Source organism: Streptacidiphilus carbonis (genome assembly GCF_000787775.1).
GTDB classification, from domain to species: Bacteria; Actinomycetota; Actinomycetes; order Streptomycetales; family Streptomycetaceae; genus Streptacidiphilus; species Streptacidiphilus carbonis.
On record NZ_BBPM01000036.1, the window covers coordinates 8370 to 23476 of the forward strand.

Annotated in this window: 16 protein-coding genes; 6 read left to right on the top strand and 10 right to left on the bottom strand. The window is 73.3% G+C overall.

Annotated elements, in window-relative coordinates; all coding sequences use genetic code 11:
* The 3 genes from TR46_RS24915 to TR46_RS24925 all read right to left on the bottom strand — a co-directional run.
* A partial coding sequence (locus TR46_RS24915; protein ID WP_042405273.1) for a DoxX family membrane protein occupies window positions 1–371 on the bottom strand: 371 nt, incomplete at its 3' end.
* 98 nt (window positions 372–469) lie between these two features.
* The gene (locus TR46_RS24920; RefSeq protein ID WP_042405161.1) at window positions 470–973 is read right to left on the bottom strand and encodes a GNAT family N-acetyltransferase; all 504 of its coding nucleotides are present in this window, start codon (window positions 971–973) and stop codon (window positions 470–472) included.
* 22 nt (window positions 974–995) lie between these two features.
* The gene (locus TR46_RS24925) at window positions 996–1388 is read right to left on the bottom strand and encodes an ankyrin repeat domain-containing protein (RefSeq protein WP_042405162.1); all 393 of its coding nucleotides are present in this window, start codon (window positions 1386–1388) and stop codon (window positions 996–998) included.
* Window positions 1389–1786: 398 nt separating this feature from the next.
* Between TR46_RS24925 and TR46_RS24930 the strand changes: the two genes are divergently transcribed.
* Window positions 1787–1981, top strand: a complete 195-nt coding sequence (locus TR46_RS24930) for a hypothetical protein (RefSeq protein ID WP_042405165.1) — start codon at window positions 1787–1789, stop codon at window positions 1979–1981.
* 83 nt (window positions 1982–2064) lie between these two features.
* A complete protein-coding gene (locus tag TR46_RS24935; protein WP_042405167.1) occupies window positions 2065–3705 on the top strand; it encodes a membrane protein in 1641 nt (546 codons plus the stop codon).
* 148 nt (window positions 3706–3853) lie between these two features.
* Here the strand turns inward: TR46_RS24935 and TR46_RS24940 are convergent, their stop codons facing one another.
* Entirely contained in the window at window positions 3854–4144 is a 291-nt protein-coding gene (locus tag TR46_RS24940) for a hypothetical protein (protein WP_042405169.1), read from the bottom strand.
* A gap of 138 nt (window positions 4145–4282) precedes the next feature.
* Between TR46_RS24940 and TR46_RS24945 the strand changes: the two genes are divergently transcribed.
* Entirely contained in the window at window positions 4283–5089 is an 807-nt protein-coding gene (locus TR46_RS24945; protein WP_439654389.1) for a glycerophosphodiester phosphodiesterase family protein, read from the top strand.
* A gap of 260 nt (window positions 5090–5349) precedes the next feature.
* Window positions 5350–5724: an RNA polymerase-binding protein RbpA gene (locus tag TR46_RS24950; protein ID WP_030249115.1), complete on the top strand. Its 375-nt coding sequence runs from the start codon at window positions 5350–5352 to the stop codon at window positions 5722–5724.
* A gap of 233 nt (window positions 5725–5957) precedes the next feature.
* Here the strand turns inward: TR46_RS24950 and fxsA are convergent, their stop codons facing one another.
* The 5 genes from fxsA to TR46_RS24975 all read right to left on the bottom strand — a co-directional run bounded on the left by fxsA (window position 5958) and on the right by TR46_RS24975 (window position 12003).
* Window positions 5958–6545 carry an FxsA family membrane protein gene (fxsA, locus tag TR46_RS24955; RefSeq protein WP_042405172.1) on the bottom strand — a complete coding sequence of 196 codons (588 nt, stop codon included), beginning with the start codon at window positions 6543–6545 and terminating at the stop codon, window positions 5958–5960.
* A 127-nt stretch (window positions 6546–6672) separates the two neighbouring features.
* Window positions 6673–7458, bottom strand: coding sequence for a polyprenol monophosphomannose synthase (locus TR46_RS24960; protein ID WP_042405173.1), 786 nt, complete (start codon window positions 7456–7458; stop codon window positions 6673–6675).
* 43 nt (window positions 7459–7501) lie between these two features.
* Window positions 7502–9169, bottom strand: coding sequence for an apolipoprotein N-acyltransferase (gene lnt, locus TR46_RS24965; protein ID WP_042405174.1), 1668 nt, complete (start codon window positions 9167–9169; stop codon window positions 7502–7504).
* A gap of 670 nt (window positions 9170–9839) precedes the next feature.
* Window positions 9840–11507 carry an amidohydrolase gene (locus tag TR46_RS24970; protein ID WP_042405175.1) on the bottom strand — a complete coding sequence of 556 codons (1668 nt, stop codon included), beginning with the start codon at window positions 11505–11507 and terminating at the stop codon, window positions 9840–9842.
* Window positions 11508–11559: 52 nt separating this feature from the next.
* The gene (locus TR46_RS24975; protein ID WP_042405177.1) at window positions 11560–12003 is read right to left on the bottom strand and encodes an Lrp/AsnC family transcriptional regulator; all 444 of its coding nucleotides are present in this window, start codon (window positions 12001–12003) and stop codon (window positions 11560–11562) included.
* 264 nt (window positions 12004–12267) lie between these two features.
* Between TR46_RS24975 and TR46_RS24980 the strand changes: the two genes are divergently transcribed.
* Window positions 12268–12687, top strand: coding sequence for a hypothetical protein (locus tag TR46_RS24980; RefSeq protein ID WP_042405179.1), 420 nt, complete (start codon window positions 12268–12270; stop codon window positions 12685–12687).
* A gap of 76 nt (window positions 12688–12763) precedes the next feature.
* On the opposite strand, the gene TR46_RS24985 is transcribed toward TR46_RS24980, so the two are convergent.
* Window positions 12764–13948: an acyl-CoA dehydrogenase family protein gene (locus TR46_RS24985; RefSeq protein WP_042405181.1), complete on the bottom strand. Its 1185-nt coding sequence runs from the start codon at window positions 13946–13948 to the stop codon at window positions 12764–12766.
* 186 nt (window positions 13949–14134) lie between these two features.
* On the opposite strand from TR46_RS24985, the gene TR46_RS24990 reads away from it, so the two are divergent.
* Window positions 14135–14755, top strand: a complete 621-nt coding sequence (locus TR46_RS24990) for a nucleoside/nucleotide kinase family protein (RefSeq protein WP_042405183.1) — start codon at window positions 14135–14137, stop codon at window positions 14753–14755.
* Window positions 14756–15107 lie beyond the last annotated feature (352 nt).

Consider the following 15107-nt stretch of genomic DNA (forward strand, 5'->3'; position numbering starts at 1 on the left):
GCCAGCCCCAGTCCCGCGGCCGCGAAGCCGAGGAAGGCCGGGTACTCGAAGCCGCCGCTGTGGGCGAAGAAGCCCGCCGGCGCGTGCACCGCGACCGCTCCCGCCATCGCCCCGGCCGCCGCCGCCCCCGCGACGGGGGTGGCCAGGCCCAGCGCGAGCAGCGCGCCGCCGCCGGCCTCGCCCAGCCCGGCGGCGATCGCGCTCGGCCGTCCGGGGGTGAAGCCCATGTGCTCCATGGCCTTGCCGGTGCCCTCGATCCCGCCGCCGCCGAACCAGCCGAGCAGCTTCTGCGAGCCGTGGGCGAAGAGCACCCCGCCGGTGCCCAGGCGCAGGGCGAGCAGTCCGAGGTCCTTACGGTCGATGAGGTGCATGGAGCGGCCTTTCCGGTGGACGGAGGAGTCGTTCCTCAGTCTGCGGCGGCCCGGCCGCCCACGCGCGTCCGATGCCTCCGCCCGGTGCCGCCGCCCGACTACCGGGTCGGCAAGGACAGTTCGGAGGCCCCCTTGGCCAGGCAGACGCTCAGCGGGCTCCCGCGGTAGATCCCGAACTTCTCGATCGGCAGGTAGCCCTCCGAGGCGTAGAGCGCCAGCGCCTCGGGCTGCTCGGTGCCGGTCTCCAGGACCAGCCGCAGCCGCCCGGCCCGGTACGCCTCCGCCTCCAGGAACCGCAGCACGGCCCTGGCCACACCCCGGCCGCGGGCGGAGGGCACGGTGTACATCCGCTTCAGCTCGGCGTCGCCGTCGGCGAGCCCGGGCTCGTCGGCCTCGGCGTCGCGGGCCCGCCAGGCACCGGTGCCGACCGGCTCGCCGCGGTCGTCGTAGACCACCGCGAACAGGCCCTGCGGCGGGTCGAACTCACCGGGTTCGACGGGGGTCAGGTCGACGTCCCCGTAGCGGCGCACGTACTCCTGCTGGACCTCGGCGATCAGTCGCTGCGCGTCGGGGTGGGCGTAGCCCACGACTCGAATGTCCATTCGGCGATCCTAACGGGGGCCTTCAGAGCGCCGTGAACCGCTCCACCAGCGCCGTCCGCCCGAACATCTCCGCCGTCGCCGCCGCCGAGGGCTGGCCCGCGTGCGGGTCGGCGCCGCCGGCCAGCAGCGCCTCTATCACCGCGTCCTCGCCCTTGAACACCGCGCCGGCCAGCGGGGTCTGACCGCGGTCGTTGGCGCGGTTGGCGTCCGCACCCCGTTCCAGCAGGGTCCGCACCGCCTCGGCATGGCCGTGGTAGGCCGCGAGCATCACCAGGGTGTCGCCCCGGTCGTTGCAGAGGTCCGCGGGCGCCCCGGCGTCCACATACGCCGCGAGCGCGGGGGCGTCCCCGGCCCTGGCGGCGTCGAAGACCTTCGCCGCCAGCTCGACCAGTTCAGGGTCAACAGGCTCGTTCATACCGCTACTCCTCGGTCCATCGGCTTCGGTCAACGCTCCGGTCGCGCACGAGAGTGCGAGCGACGCCATTCTGCCGGGTCCGGGCTCGGCGCACGCCCCTCGTGCCGTCCACCATGCGGTCGGATCCCGGAGCGCCGACACCCGAACGGGCGAACATCCAGCGCGCCGCACATAACCCTGCCGCGGGGGCGGACAGCATCAGCTTCTGAGCGGCAATGCGCAGCTCAGCGGCCCGTTTGGTTGCGGCCTCAGGGAAAATCCACCCATTTGCGCCTATCCATCATCTATTACTTTTTGTCACCATAAGGGTGCGCAATGTGATCGGATTCTGACTGACACCCCGCCGTCCCACGGCGTCGTCGTCCCGACACCCGTCCCCGCACTTCGAGGAGCCCACCGTGATCCTCTCCATCTCCGGAGTCGTCCTGCTCGGCACCATCGCCTTCCTGTTCTTCCGCAAGGACGGCATGAAGATCTCGCATGCAGTGGTCTGCGCGCTGTTCGGCTTCTACCTGGCAGGGACCGCCATCGCCCCCAGCATCAAGGCCGGCGGCCAGAGCCTGGCCAGCCTGCTCGGCGGCATCAAGTTCTGACCCGCGGCCCGCGCCGCCCCTACCGCCGCCCCCTTCCCACCGCCGAACCGCGCCCCTGCCTGCCCCTTGCCGGAGAGACACCGATGACCCTGAACGAACACCTCACCCGGGGGCGCGAGTTCGCACGCACCGCCGGCGACCACGCCGCCGACATGTTCGGTCCGCTGATCACCATCGGCCGCGGCCTGCGCTGCCACGGCCGCTGGACCAGGAACTGGTGGGGCAACCTGCCCAAGGACCGCCGCGGCCCGGCCGTACTCCTGGTCATCGCCGTTCTCGCCGCCGTCGCCCTGCTCCCCTACGGCCCGCTGCTGGCCCTGCTGACCCTGATGGGCAGCGCGGCCTGGGCGGGCCGCGACCGTTCCCCGGCCCCCGAGCCGGCCCCCGACACCAGCCTGCTGAAGCTGGGCGCCATCTACACCGCGCTCACCCCCTATCTGGTGCACGAGTCCGACCCCAGCCCGATGTACAGCCACGGCGGCGATTTCAAGACCGCCTTCAACTCCTGGGAGTTCGACGCCGAGGGACGGCTTGCCTCGCTGGAGCTGCGCTACCCCGCCTACTTCACCGACACCGAGCCGCACGCCAGGGCCCGGATCGAGCACGTGGTGCACAGCAAGGCCGGCCGCAGCCGTGAGTACCGCTTCACCTGGGACGAGGAGACCAACCACCTCCGGGTCGCCGCGCTGACCCCGCTGCCCAACGACATCACCGCCCAGCCCTATGTCACCGCCCACGGCGAGGTCGTCCTCGGCTTCACCGACACCAGCAGCACCAACCGGATGATCCCGGTGCGCCAGGGCTCCGGCACCGCGCACCAGCCCCCGGTGCTGTGGCGGACCGGGCCCCGCGCGAGCGAACCGCACCTGCTGGCGCTGGGCACCCACGGCCACGGCACCTCCACCCTGCTGCGCTCGCTGGCGCTGCAGGCGCTGCCGCACGGCGACATCGTGGTCATCGACGGCGCGGGCACCGGCGAGCACGCCTGCCTGGTCGGCCGCCCCGGCGTGCACACCGTGGAGACCAGCCTGCACGGCGCGCTGGCCGCGCTGGAGTGGGCCATGCACGAGACCCAGCGCCGCCTGGACGCCCACAACCTGGCCAAGCGCACCGGCGAGGCGCCGCCCGCCGACACCGTCCGTCCGCTGTGGCTGCTGCTGGACCACCCGGCCGAGCTCAGCGAGCTGGCCCAGGCCGAGGACCGCCCCGACCCCCAGGACCTGCTGGAGTTCCCGCTGCGGCACGGCCGCACCGCGCACATCACCGTCGTGGTCGCGGACCATCTGGACGCGCTGGACCGGATCAAGCCCACGGTGCGCTCGGCCACCCGCGCCCGGGTGGTGCTGGGCGCGCTGGACCCGGACCTGGCCCCGGAGGCGCTCGGCGTGCCGCTGGACATCACCCCCTCCAGCCACACCCCGGCCGGACGCGGCTACGCCCGGCTCGGCACCAACCCCCCGGTGCGGATCCAGGTCCCGGCCGCGCCGGACCCGCTGGACGAGGAGACCCCGGCCGACCAGCGCGACGCGGTGATCGCCCTGCTCCCGCACGCCGACAGCCGCACCGAGGGCACGCCCGTGCTGACCAAGGCGCCGCCCCCAGTACCCGCCTCGCTGGACCAGGACCGACCGGCCCAGGACCGTCCGGTGCAGACCCCGGAGAGCCCCGAGGAGCGCACCGGCGAGATCGCCCGCCCGATCACCACGTCGCTGCCACTGCTCTGAGCTGGGGCGGGGCGGGGCTGCAGGATCCCTTTCGGCTGCGGCGCATGCGTGGCTCGTCGCGCAGTTCCCCGCGCCCCCCAGGTTGTGCGACCGGGCCAGTTGCAGATGCTCAGGAGCGCGACGAGCCAGGGACGCGCCGCAGACCGCGCTACGCCGCCGCCATCTGCTCCTCGGCCCGCGCCGCCGCCGACAGCGCCCTTGTCGTCGCCGCCCAGCGGTGGTCATCGATGGCGTCCGCCATCAGCGGATGCTCCCGCACGGTGCGCAGCGCCTGATCGTGCGCCGCACGCAGCCTGCGGTACTCCTCCTGCCGCGGCAGCGGCCACCGCGCGACCGGGCTGTCCGGTCCCGCCAGCACGAACGCGCGCGAGGCGGCCTCGCAGGCCCAGACCTGACGCTGGGCCAGGAGAAGCTCCTGCGGGAAGCGGCTCGCCGACATGGCACAGAGTCTCGCATCCGGGGCTGACAAACAGACATGAGGTGGATGAACGTCCGCTGAGGATCCGTCAGCGGTCCCCGGCCGGGCGCTCCCGGCTGCATACTGCTGGCAGCTTCGCCCCGGACCGATGGAGCTCCCGTGACCAGCCGACGCCTGCCGCGCCACCCCTTCCTGGACCATCCGGGACCGCTCGCCATCGCCCATCGCGGCGGCGCCCTGGGCGGCCCGGAGAACTCCATGGCGGCGTTCGCCCGCTCGGTCCGGCTGGGCTACCGCTACCTGGAGACGGACGTCCACGCCACCGCCGACGGCGTCCTGGTGGCCTTCCACGACAGCCGGCTGGAACGGGTCACCGACAGCGCCGGCGCCATCGCCTCGCTGCCCTGGCGCACCGTCGCCGCCGCCCGGATCGCCGGCCGCGAGCCGATCCCCCGCCTGGAAGAACTGCTGGCCGCCTTCCCCGAGGCCCGCTTCAGCATCGACATCAAGGCGTCCGGCGCGGTCCGCCCGCTGGCCGACACCATCCGCAGGACCGCCGCCTGGGACCGGGTCTGCGTCGGCACCTTCTCCGACGGCCGGCTCTCCGCGGTCCGCGCCGCCGCCGGGCCCCGGCTGGCCACCGCGCTGTCCCCGCGCGGGGTGCTGGGGCTGCGGCTGCGCTCGCTCAGCGGCCCGGTGCCGGTGGACCGGCTGCTCGGGGCCGCCGCCCGCCGGCAGACCGTCTGCGTCCAGGTCCCCGTCCGCTGGCCCGCCTCCGGGGTCCCGGTGGTGGACCGGACCTTCCTGCGCGCCGCCCACGGACTGGGCCTGCAGGTCCATGTGTGGACGGTGGACCGGGCCGAGGAGATGCACTCCCTGCTGGACCTCGGCGTGGACGGCATCATGGCGGACCGCGTGGACGTCCTGCGCGACGTGCTGATCGAGCGCGGCGCCTGGCCGGGGTGACCGTCCGGGGGACCAGGGCGGCCGGTAGTGTACGCCGGGAAATCAATACCGGCACCGTGACGGCACGCAAAAAGTCGGCAACTCAGGGTGATATTCACGTTGAGATGTGACATTTCGGGCGGGTGTGGGTACAAACAGGGGCGGCACGACGGAAGACGTATCTCCCGAACGGGAATCTTCGACGGTTGCCGCACGTTGCACCAACCGACGAAGACAGCGACATCCAGTCCTGTGGGCCATAAGCCCGGGAGGCACGATTCATGAGTGAGCGAGCTCTCCGCGGCACGCGACTCGGGGCCACCAGCTACGAGACCGACCGCGGCATCGACCTGGCCCCGCGCCAGACCGTCGAGTACGCATGTACGAACGGACACCGCTTTGAGGTTCCGTTCTCCGTAGAGGCCGAGATCCCGACCGTGTGGGAGTGCCGCTTCTGCGGCAGCGAGGCACTACTGCTCGACGGCGACGAACCAGAGGAAAAGAAGGCGAAGCCCGCCCGGACGCATTGGGACATGCTGATGGAGCGGCGTACCCGCGAGGAACTGGAGGAGGTGCTCGCCGAACGGCTCGCAGTCCTGCGGTCCGGCGGTATGAACATCGCCGTCCACCCCCGCGACAACCGCAAGTCCGCCTGATCCCTGGCGGACGGCCCGGCAGGGCCCGGGTCACAGCGCCACCTGGCTTTCACGAGGTGCTGTGTCCCGGGCCCTGCCGTGTTTCTTTCAGCGGAAACGTGCGGCGTGTGCCTGGCTTGTGGCGCAGTTCCCCGCGCCCCTATGGGTCTGCAACTGGCTCAGTTGCACTCGACAGGGGCGCGGGGAACTGCGCGAACATCAACCAGGCACACGCCGCAGCCGAAAAACCCGCCCTACTGCAACTGGTCCCGGGAGCCCCCGTACCCGTAGGGGTCGTCCCGCTTGCGCAGCGGGTCCTCGACCGGGTCCACCACCTCTCCCTGGACGACCTTGCCGTCGGGCCGATGGATCCGCAGCTGCTCCTGGAGCCGGAAGGCGTCCCCCAGCGGAGTGCCGGGCCGCCGCAGCCACCGTTCCGGCAGCCTGCGCAGCAGCCCCGCGGTGGGCGGGAACAGGCAGCCGAGGGCCAGCAGCTCGGAGAGGATCCCCGGGAGGGCCAGCAGCAGGCCGCCGGCGATGGTGACCGCGGTGCGGGTCTCCTTGGCGATCGGGTCCCCGCCCTCCGCGGGGTGGGCCCCGCCCCGCAGGCCGGCCGTGGTGGCCCGGAACGCCTTGAGCCCGGCCCGCTTGATCACCCAGCCGCCCAGCAGCGCCGAGGCCACCAGGTAGCACAGCACCCCGAAGCCGCCGATCACCTCGGCCAGCAGGATCAGCAGCCAGATCTCCAGCACCACCAAGGCGGCGACCGCCAGCGGCAGGTATCGGCGCAGCCCGCGCGGGCGGGGACGGACGGTCCCGGTGTCGGGTCCTACCTGGCTCACGGCGCTGTCCAACTCTCTCTGCCGGCCGACAAGGCGATCACCCTGGTCAACGTACGGGCCCGGGCGCTCGTTCCGCCGCCGACCCACTGCTGACCAGGGTGCCAGGTATCGCCGTGCGACGCCCGCGCTATGCCTCGCGGTCCGGCCGGGGGGCCGGGACGCGGCCGAGGCGGCTGTTGACGCCCCAGGAGGTGACCCGGCCCAGTGCCTCGACGACGATCTTGTTGCTCATCTTGCTGGCGCCGAACTCCCGCTCCACGAAGGTGATCGGCACCTCGGTGACCCGGAAGCCGGCCCGCACCGCGCGCCACGCGAGGTCCACCTGGAAGCAGTAGCCCTGGGAGGCGACCTCGCTCATGCCCAGACCCAGCAGGGTCTGCTTGCGGAAGGCCCGGTAGCCGCCGGTGACGTCGCGGATCGGCACCCGCAGCATCAGCCTGGAGTAGAGGCTGCCGCCGCGGGAGAGGAACTCCCGGCTCTTGGGCCAGTTGACCACCTCGCCGCCGGTCACCCAGCGCGATCCCAGCACCAGGTCGGCGCCGCGCAGCGCGGTCAGCAGCCGCGGCAGCTGCTCCGGCTGGTGCGAGCCGTCGGCGTCCATCTCCACCAGGACGTCGTAGCCGTTGTCGATGCCCCAGCGGAAGCCGGCCAGATAGGCGGCGCCCAGACCCTCCTTGCCCTTGCGGTGCAGCACCTGGAGGTTGGGGTCGGAGGCGGCGAGCTCGTCGGCGGCCCGGCCGGTACCGTCCGGGCTGTTGTCGTCGGCGACCAGGATGTGCGCCTCGGGCACGGCGGAGCGCACCCGGGAGGTGATCCGCCCGATGTTCTCGATCTCGTTGTACGTCGGAATGATCACCAGGATCTTGCCCAGGTCACCGAAGGTCTCGTGGACCCGGGTGGTGCTGTCGGTCACGGACCGGCCCCTTTGTCAGCTGCGTCAGTTGTTCGAGTGTTCCTCAGTCGGTGCGGGTGCTGCGGCGCTTGCGCGCGGTGGCGGTGCCGACCGCGGCGCCGATCGCCAGCAGCCCGACTATGGAGAGGGCCCACTCGGGTGCGGCGCCGACGCGGTCCGCCACCGTCAGATCGTCTCGGAGCGGCACGTTCGCCTCCAGTTCCGCCGCCGTGGCCAGCTCGGTCTGCTGCTCGACGCTGCCGTCCGGCTCGATGACCGCGCTGATCCCGCTGGTCGCGGCGATCACCACGGCCCGGCCGTGCTCCACCGCCCGCAGCCGCGACATCGCGAACTGCTGGGCGGGCTGGTCGGTGTGCTCATAGGTGGCGTTGTTGGTCTGCACCACGAGGACCCGGCCGCCCTTGCTGACCGCGTCGTCGACGATGCCGTCGTACGCCACTTCAAAGCAGATCACGTCGCCGATCCTGGCAGGACCGACCTGAAGAATACCGGTAGAGGTCCCCTTGGCGAAGTCGCGGGCAACCCGCTGCAACCGGGTGATGTACTTCGAGAGAACTGAGCGGAACGGGACGTACTCGCCGAACGGCACCGGGTGCTGCTTCGTGTAGTGCGCGCCGGGCCCCGGCCTGGCCGCCGAGGAGGGGGCCCAGACGATGCCCTCGTTCTGGACGTGCTGTGCGTCCGGGCCGTCCACCAGGGCGCCGACCAGGATCGGGACGCCGATGGCGTCGACCGCCTGCTGGATCGCCGCATAGGCCTCGGGGGTGGTGTACGGGTTGACGTCGGAGGAGTTCTCCGGCCAGACCACCAGCTGCGGCTTGGCCTTACTGCCGTCGGCGACCTGCTGCGCCAGCTCCAGGGTGGCCTGCACATGGTTCTGCAGCACCTGCATCGGACGGCCCAGGAAGTCCATCCCGGCGTGCGGCACATTGCCCTGGATGACGGCGATCTCGGCACTCGCCGGACCGCCGGAGGTGGTGCCGGCGGTGGGGACCGGCACGGCGTAGCCGACCAGTCCGGCGACCGCGCCCAGCGCCACCGCGGCGGCGGCGCGAAGCCGCCGGCGGCCGTCGTCGGCGCGGCCTGCCACCGCGAGGACGGCGGCGGCCAGCAGCGCGCCGCTGAGCGCCACCGCGAAGCTCACCAGCGGCGCCCCGCCGATCGCGGCGAGCGGGGTGTACGGGGTGGAAGTGTTGGCGAAGGCCAGCCGCCCCCAGGGGAAGCCGCCCAGCGGCATCCGGCCCCTGGCCCACTCCTGGGTCACCCACAGGCAGGCGGTCCACAGCGGCCAGACCGGCAGCCGCGAGGTGGCGGCCTGCCCCGCGGCCATCGCCGCGAGGAACAGCGACTCGAACAGCGCCAGCAGCAGCCAGGCGTCCGGGCCGATGACGTTCAGCCAGAACAGCAGCCAGACCATGAACGGGGCGCCGAAGGCGAACCCGGTCCAGGCCGCCTGCCGGGCGGTCCGGCGGTGCGTCAGCAGGGCCAGCCCGGCCACCGCGAGCACCGACAGCGGCCACAGCCCGTACGGCGGGAAGGAAAGCGCCAGCAGCAGGCCGCAGAGCACGGCCAGCCCGGTGCGCGGCAGCCCGGCACGGACGACCCGCAGCCTGCGGCGGAGCCGGGACGGAGCCGGCGCGGCGCCGCCGTCCGCGACGTCGGACCGGTCCGGGACGGCGACAGCGCCTCCGGGGTCGACTGCTTGGGCCACGGGCGCCACACTCACTCACGCTCGGAGGTACGGTTTCGCGCCGCGCGGCGAACGCACGGCGTGCGAAGACGGTACCGCCTGGAAGCGCCTGGTCGGGCCCCGGGTCGGCCGTAACGGTTCTTACCTACCCAATTCGCCGTCCGGCCTGCTCACTCGCCCTCCCGGCGGGGCGCCGGGGGCGAAGTCACCGGCGCGGGGCATGCCAACGGGCGCGGCCCGAACGCTCTTCGGTCCGACCCGGGGCCCGCTGGATGCGGATCGACCGAAGGCCGTTGTCTACTGAGCGTCCGGGCCGTGCCCGGGTCGCACCTGCCGACCGGACCCGGTTGGCCTGCCGGCGCCCGCGCTCCCCGGTCCCCGAGCCACTGGACCTGGCTGCCTGTCGACGTCCGGGGACGCCGCACTGTGGCCCAGCCGTGGTTCCGGGTTTTGCGTGGGGGGTGTTCCGATCGGTCGGTCCTGCGGAGGATTCCGGAAGGTGGACGCGGTCGAACCTACTCGCCGACGCCGGTCCGGTGTCAACCGTCCCCCGACCTGCCGAAACACGGTGAATACGCAGGTCAGGGAGGTTTTAACGGGGCCGCTGCGACGCGCGGGACACCCGCCGTTCGGCGGTATCCGGACACCGGTGACCACTCGGACGGCGCAGAGGCCGCCCGAGCGGACCGGATCAGCGGGACAGGTGGGCGGTCCGGCCGCGGACCACGGTCGCCAGGCAGTGCGGCACCGGACCGCCCGGGGTCAGGTCGGGCAGGCCGGGCACACCCGAACGGGGGTCGGTGGACCAGTTGGCGACCCGCTCGTCCGGGGCCTGCACCACGAGGTCGGTCGGCGCCCAGACGGCGTAGGAGGCCGGTGCGCCCGGCACCAGCACCCCGGCGTCGTCGCGACCCAGCGCCCGCCAGCCGCCGCGGGTGTGTGCGGTGAAGGCGGCGCGCACCGAGATCCGGTGCCCGGGGGTGCGGTGGAACGCGGCGGCGCGCACCGTGCCCCACGGGTCCAGCGGGGTGACCGGCGCGTCCGAGCCGAGCGCCAGCGGGACGCCGGCCCGCACCATCGCCGCGAACGGGTTCATCGCCGCGGCCCGCCCGACGCCGAGCCGGGTGGCGTACATGCCGTCCGTGCCGCCCCAGGCCGCGTCGAAGGCCGGCTGCACCGAAGCGGTCAGGCCCAGGTCGGCGAAGGCGGCGATGGTCGGCCCGTCCAGCAGTTCGGCGTGCTCCACCCGGTGCCGCAGCGCCCGGACCGCGCCGATGCCGAGCTTGGCGGCGGCTGCGGCGACCCCCTCGGCGACGGCCGCCAGCGCGGCGTCGCCGATGGCGTGGAAGCCGGCCTGCATCCCGGCCTCGGTGCAGGCGGTGACATGGTCGGCGATCCGGGCCGGACTCAGGTACAGCGCCGCAGTCACCTGCGCTGCGGCGTCGTCGTAGGGCCGGTGCAGGCAGGCGGTGTGCGAGCCGACCGCGCCGTCCACGAAGAGGTCGCCGCCGACCCCGACCGCGCCCAGCCGGCGGGCGGTGTCCACGGCGCCCAGTTCGCCCCAGTAGCCGAAGACCTCGGGCACGGCGGCGCCATCACGGCCGTCCGCCGCCAGGGCGAGCAGGGCGGTCAGGTCCTCGGGCGAGGAGATGTCCGGTCCGGCGCACTCGTGCACCGCTCCGATGCCCAGTTCGGCGGCCCGGCGCAGCATCGCGCGCTGCGCGGCGTCCCGCTGCTGCGGGGTCTGCCGGGCCAGAGCGGCCCGGCGCACGACGTGGTGCGCGTCCCGGCTCAGCGGCGCGTCGGGGTCGTACCCGGCGTGCGCGGCCAGCTCCGCGCCGGCAAGTGCTCTCAGCGCCGTCGACGCCAGTGCGGAGTGGACATCCGTGCGGGAGAGGTACACGGCGGCGCCCTCGCAGGCACGGTCCAGCTCCTCCAGCGTCGGCGGACGGCCCTCGGGCCAGCCGGTCTCGTCCCAGCCGTGGCCCATCAGCACCCCGCGCTCGCGGTCGGCTGCGGGCTGGGCCCGGACGAAGGCGGTGATCCGGCGCAGCGCCCCGGCCAGGTCCGGGCAGCCGGTGAGGTCCAGCCCGGTCAGCGCCAGGCCGGTCGAGGTGGCGTGCACATGGGCGTCCACGAAGGCCGGGGTGACCAGTGCGCCGGCCAGGTCCACCACCCGGTCCGCGTCCCCGGCGTAGCTCTCCGCCGCGCCGTCCGACCCCACCCAGGCGACCTGCCCGTCCTGCACCAGCAGCGCGGTGGCGAACGGGTCGGCCGGGGTGTAGACGTCGCCGCCGCGCAGCAGAACGGTACGTACGGCGGGCTCTTCGGGGGCGGGGAGGGCGGGGGCAGGGTGCATGGGCACCAGTCTGCCCGACCGGGATGTGCGGCTTGTCCGCTGCCCCGGTCCGCTACCCCAGCCGCGGCGGGCGGGCCTCGTAGGGGGTGCTGAGCACCACGGTGGTGCGGGTGGAGACGCCGGCCGCGGACCGGATCCGGGCCAGCAGGTGCTCCAGGTCGCCGGGGGCGGAGACCCGGATCTTGAGGATGTAGTTCTCGTCGCCTGCCACGCTGTGGCAGGCCTCGATCTCCTCCAGGGCGGCCAACCGCTCCGGGACGTCGTCGGGCGCGCTGGGGTCGAACGGCTTCACCGAGATGAAGGCGGTCAGCGGCAGGCCGACCGCCTCCGGGTCCACCAGCGCGGCGTAGCCGCGGATGACTCCGCGCTGCTCCAGGCGGCGCACCCGCTGGTGCACGGCCGAGGTGGACAGGCCGGTGGCCTTGCCCAGGTCGGTGTAGCTCATCCGCCCGTCGGCGACGAGCAGCTGCACGATCTGACGATCCAGTTCCTCCACGAGACGCGAGGCTATCCGAACCGGGGGGTGAACGCCGACGGGCTCGACGGGTCCGGTGTGACGAAGGCCACATGAGGCTGTGTCAGGGATGGGCGCCCGCAGGATTAGCAGCCGATTCCGGTGGGAAGTCCTGGCAGTGACTCCTCCGTGGTTCCGTCGGTGCTCCGTTCCACCGGCGCACGAGATGTGGGGGGAGTGCACCAGTCGGCGATCGAAGCCCCGCTCACAGCCGGGCCGTCGCCTTCCTTCATCGAGGGGGATCACATGTCTGCCACTGATGAGCTGCGTCCTGCCGTGGAACCGGCGCCCGTCCTGGCCGAGGCCGAGGAGTTGCCGGGGGTCGACCCGGGCGAGGGCGAGACCTGGGACATCCTGCGGCTCCGCTGCCCCGAGTGCGACCGCCCGATCGCGCTGCTCGGCGACGAGGAGCGGTTCCCGCAGCACGCGACGCTGCCGACCGCCTGGCACCCCTTCTCCCCCGCCGTCTGCGCCGGCTCGGGCCGCCCCGTGGACGACGCCGACGACCTCGAGGACGAGCCGGACTTCGACCCGGAGCCCTCGCTGGAGGCCCTGCTGGCACTGCCGCCGGAGCTGGACTGGCGCCGCCAGCCCTTCTCCCACGTCGGCGGCCCCGGATCGCGCCCGGTGCGGATCCGCATCCCGGCCCAGCGCCGCCACCACTGAGACCGTCGCGGGGACCCGGCACCGCCGGGGACCCCGCACCGCTGCGGCCCCGTACCGCTGAGCCCGCCCGCCGGGCTCAGCCGCCGGTCAGCTTGCGCCCGATCACCACACGCTGGATCTGGTTGGTGCCCTCCAGGATCTGCAGCACCTTCGCCTCGCGCATATAGCGCTCGACCGGGTGGTCGGCGGTGTAGCCGTAGCCGCCGAGCACCTGGACCGCGTCGGTGGTGACCCGCATCGCGGCGTCGGTGCAGAACAGCTTGGCCATCGCGGCCTCCTTGCCGAAGGCCAGCCCGGCGTCCCGGCGCCGGGCCGCCGACAGGTAGAGCGCCCGTCCGGCCTCCACCGCCGTCGCCATGTCCGCGAGCATGAAGGACAGCCCCTGGAACTCGGCGATGGGCCTGCCGAACTGGGTCCTGGTCCTGGCGTACTCCACGGCGTAGTCCAGGGCGGCCCTGGCCACTCCCACCGCGCAGGCGGCGATGCCCAGCCGGCCGGAGTCCAGCGCGGACAGGGCGATCGAGAAGCCCTGCCCCTCGGCGCCGATCAGCCGCTCGGCGGGCACCCGGGCCGCCTCGAAGCGGACCTGGGCGGTCGGCGAGCCCTTGAGGCCCATCTTGCGCTCGGGGGCGTCCGCGGCGACGCCGGGGGTGTCCGCGGGGACCAGCAGCACGCTGATGCCGGTCGGACCGGGGCCGCCGGTGCGGACCATGGTGCTGTAGAAGTCGGCGACCCCGCCGTGGGTGATCCAGGCCTTGGTCCCGGTGACGCTGTAGTGCGCGTCGTCGCCGTCCCCGCCCTCGCGCACCGCGCGGGTGGTCAGCGCGGCGGCGTCCGAGCCCGACTGCGGCTCGGAGAGGCAGTAGGCGCCGAGCAACTCGCCGCCCAGCAGTTCCGGCAGCCACTGCTGCTTCTGCCGCTCGCTGCCGAAGGTGGCCAGGGCGTGGCAGGCCAGGGTGTGCACGCTGACGCCCATGCCGACGGTGAGCCGTCCGGCGGCCAGCTCCTCCAGCACCTGGAGGTACACCTCGTAGGGCTGCTCGCCGCCGCCGTACTCCTCCGGGTAGGGCAGGCCGAGCAGTCCGGACCGGCCCAGCAGCCGCATGGCCTCGCGCGGGAAGCGGCCCTCGGCCTCCTCCTCGGCGGCCCTGGGGGCCAGCTCGCGCTCGACGAGCTCACGGGTCAGCGCCAGCAGGTCGGCGGCCTCCTCGCTGGGGAGCTGACGGTCCATCGACTTCAGCGGACGGATCGGCTGACTCATGGTGGGATCGTGCCTCCTGCATCCTGCACTCCGCGACCGGACGCCCCCGGGGTCGTGGGGGTCCGCCGATCGTCATCGGCCGCGTCCGCCGGGTCTCAGTGAACGCTCGCTAACCTATGTGGCGTGGTGAGTATGCCCCATTCCCGGGCCGCCGTCACCAGCACCGCCCCGTAGGCTTGACCAGCCATGCCACACCACCCCCACGGCAGCCACGCCGTCCCCACGAGCCTCGCCGCACTCGCCGAACAGCTGCGCGACCTGCCGCCGTCCTGCGGACCGGTGCGCCTGGTGGCCGTGGACGGACACGCGGGCTCCGGCAAGACCACCTTCGCCGCCCTGCTGACCCGGGCCCTGGGTGGCGCCCCGATCGTCCATCTGGACGACCTGGCCACCCACGAGCAGCTGTTCGAGTGGACGGTGCGGCTGGTCGACGGGGTACTGCTGCCGCTCTCCCGCGGGGAGACCGCCCGGTTCCGCGCCTACGACTGGACCGCGCGCCGCTTCGCCGAGGAGCGGGTGGTCCCGGCAGCCCCGGTGGTGCTGGTCGAAGGAGTGGGTGCCGGACGGCGGGCGCTGCGCCCGCGGCTGGCCCGGCTGCTCTGGATGGACCTGCCGGCCGCCGCCGCCCACGCCCGGGGCGAGGCCAGGGACGGCCCGGCACTGGCCGGCTTCTGGCGCGAGTGGCGGAAGGCCGAGACAGCGCACTTCTCGGCCGATCCGAGCCGCCCCTTCGCCGACCTGCTGGTCGACGGCGTCGACATGTCGCCACGGCCGAACCCATACCGAGCGGTCGGTAACGTTCGGTAATCATGCGAGCCGGGGGGCCATGGCCTGACTCCCAGCCAATTCACCTGCGGCCGACCGCGGCCGTCCCGGCGCCGGGACAGCCGCACAGGGCCCGGCCGGCGCCTCCACAGGCTCTTGACCTGCTGCCTCGACAGCAACTACGTTCTTCTCAACGCAGAGCTCAACCCCTCTGCGCCCCTTGACAGTGAGCACCGACCGTTCCCCCGACGGTTGTCGCCGAACATGATCGCCAGCCCTGCTGGGTTGCTCGGAAGCCGTTCCCCCGTGGCTTCCGAGCAGCTCAGTAGGGTTGGCGATTGGTCTTTCCGCCCCCGGCCGCCCATCCCCCTGAAAAGATCACTCAGAGTGATCC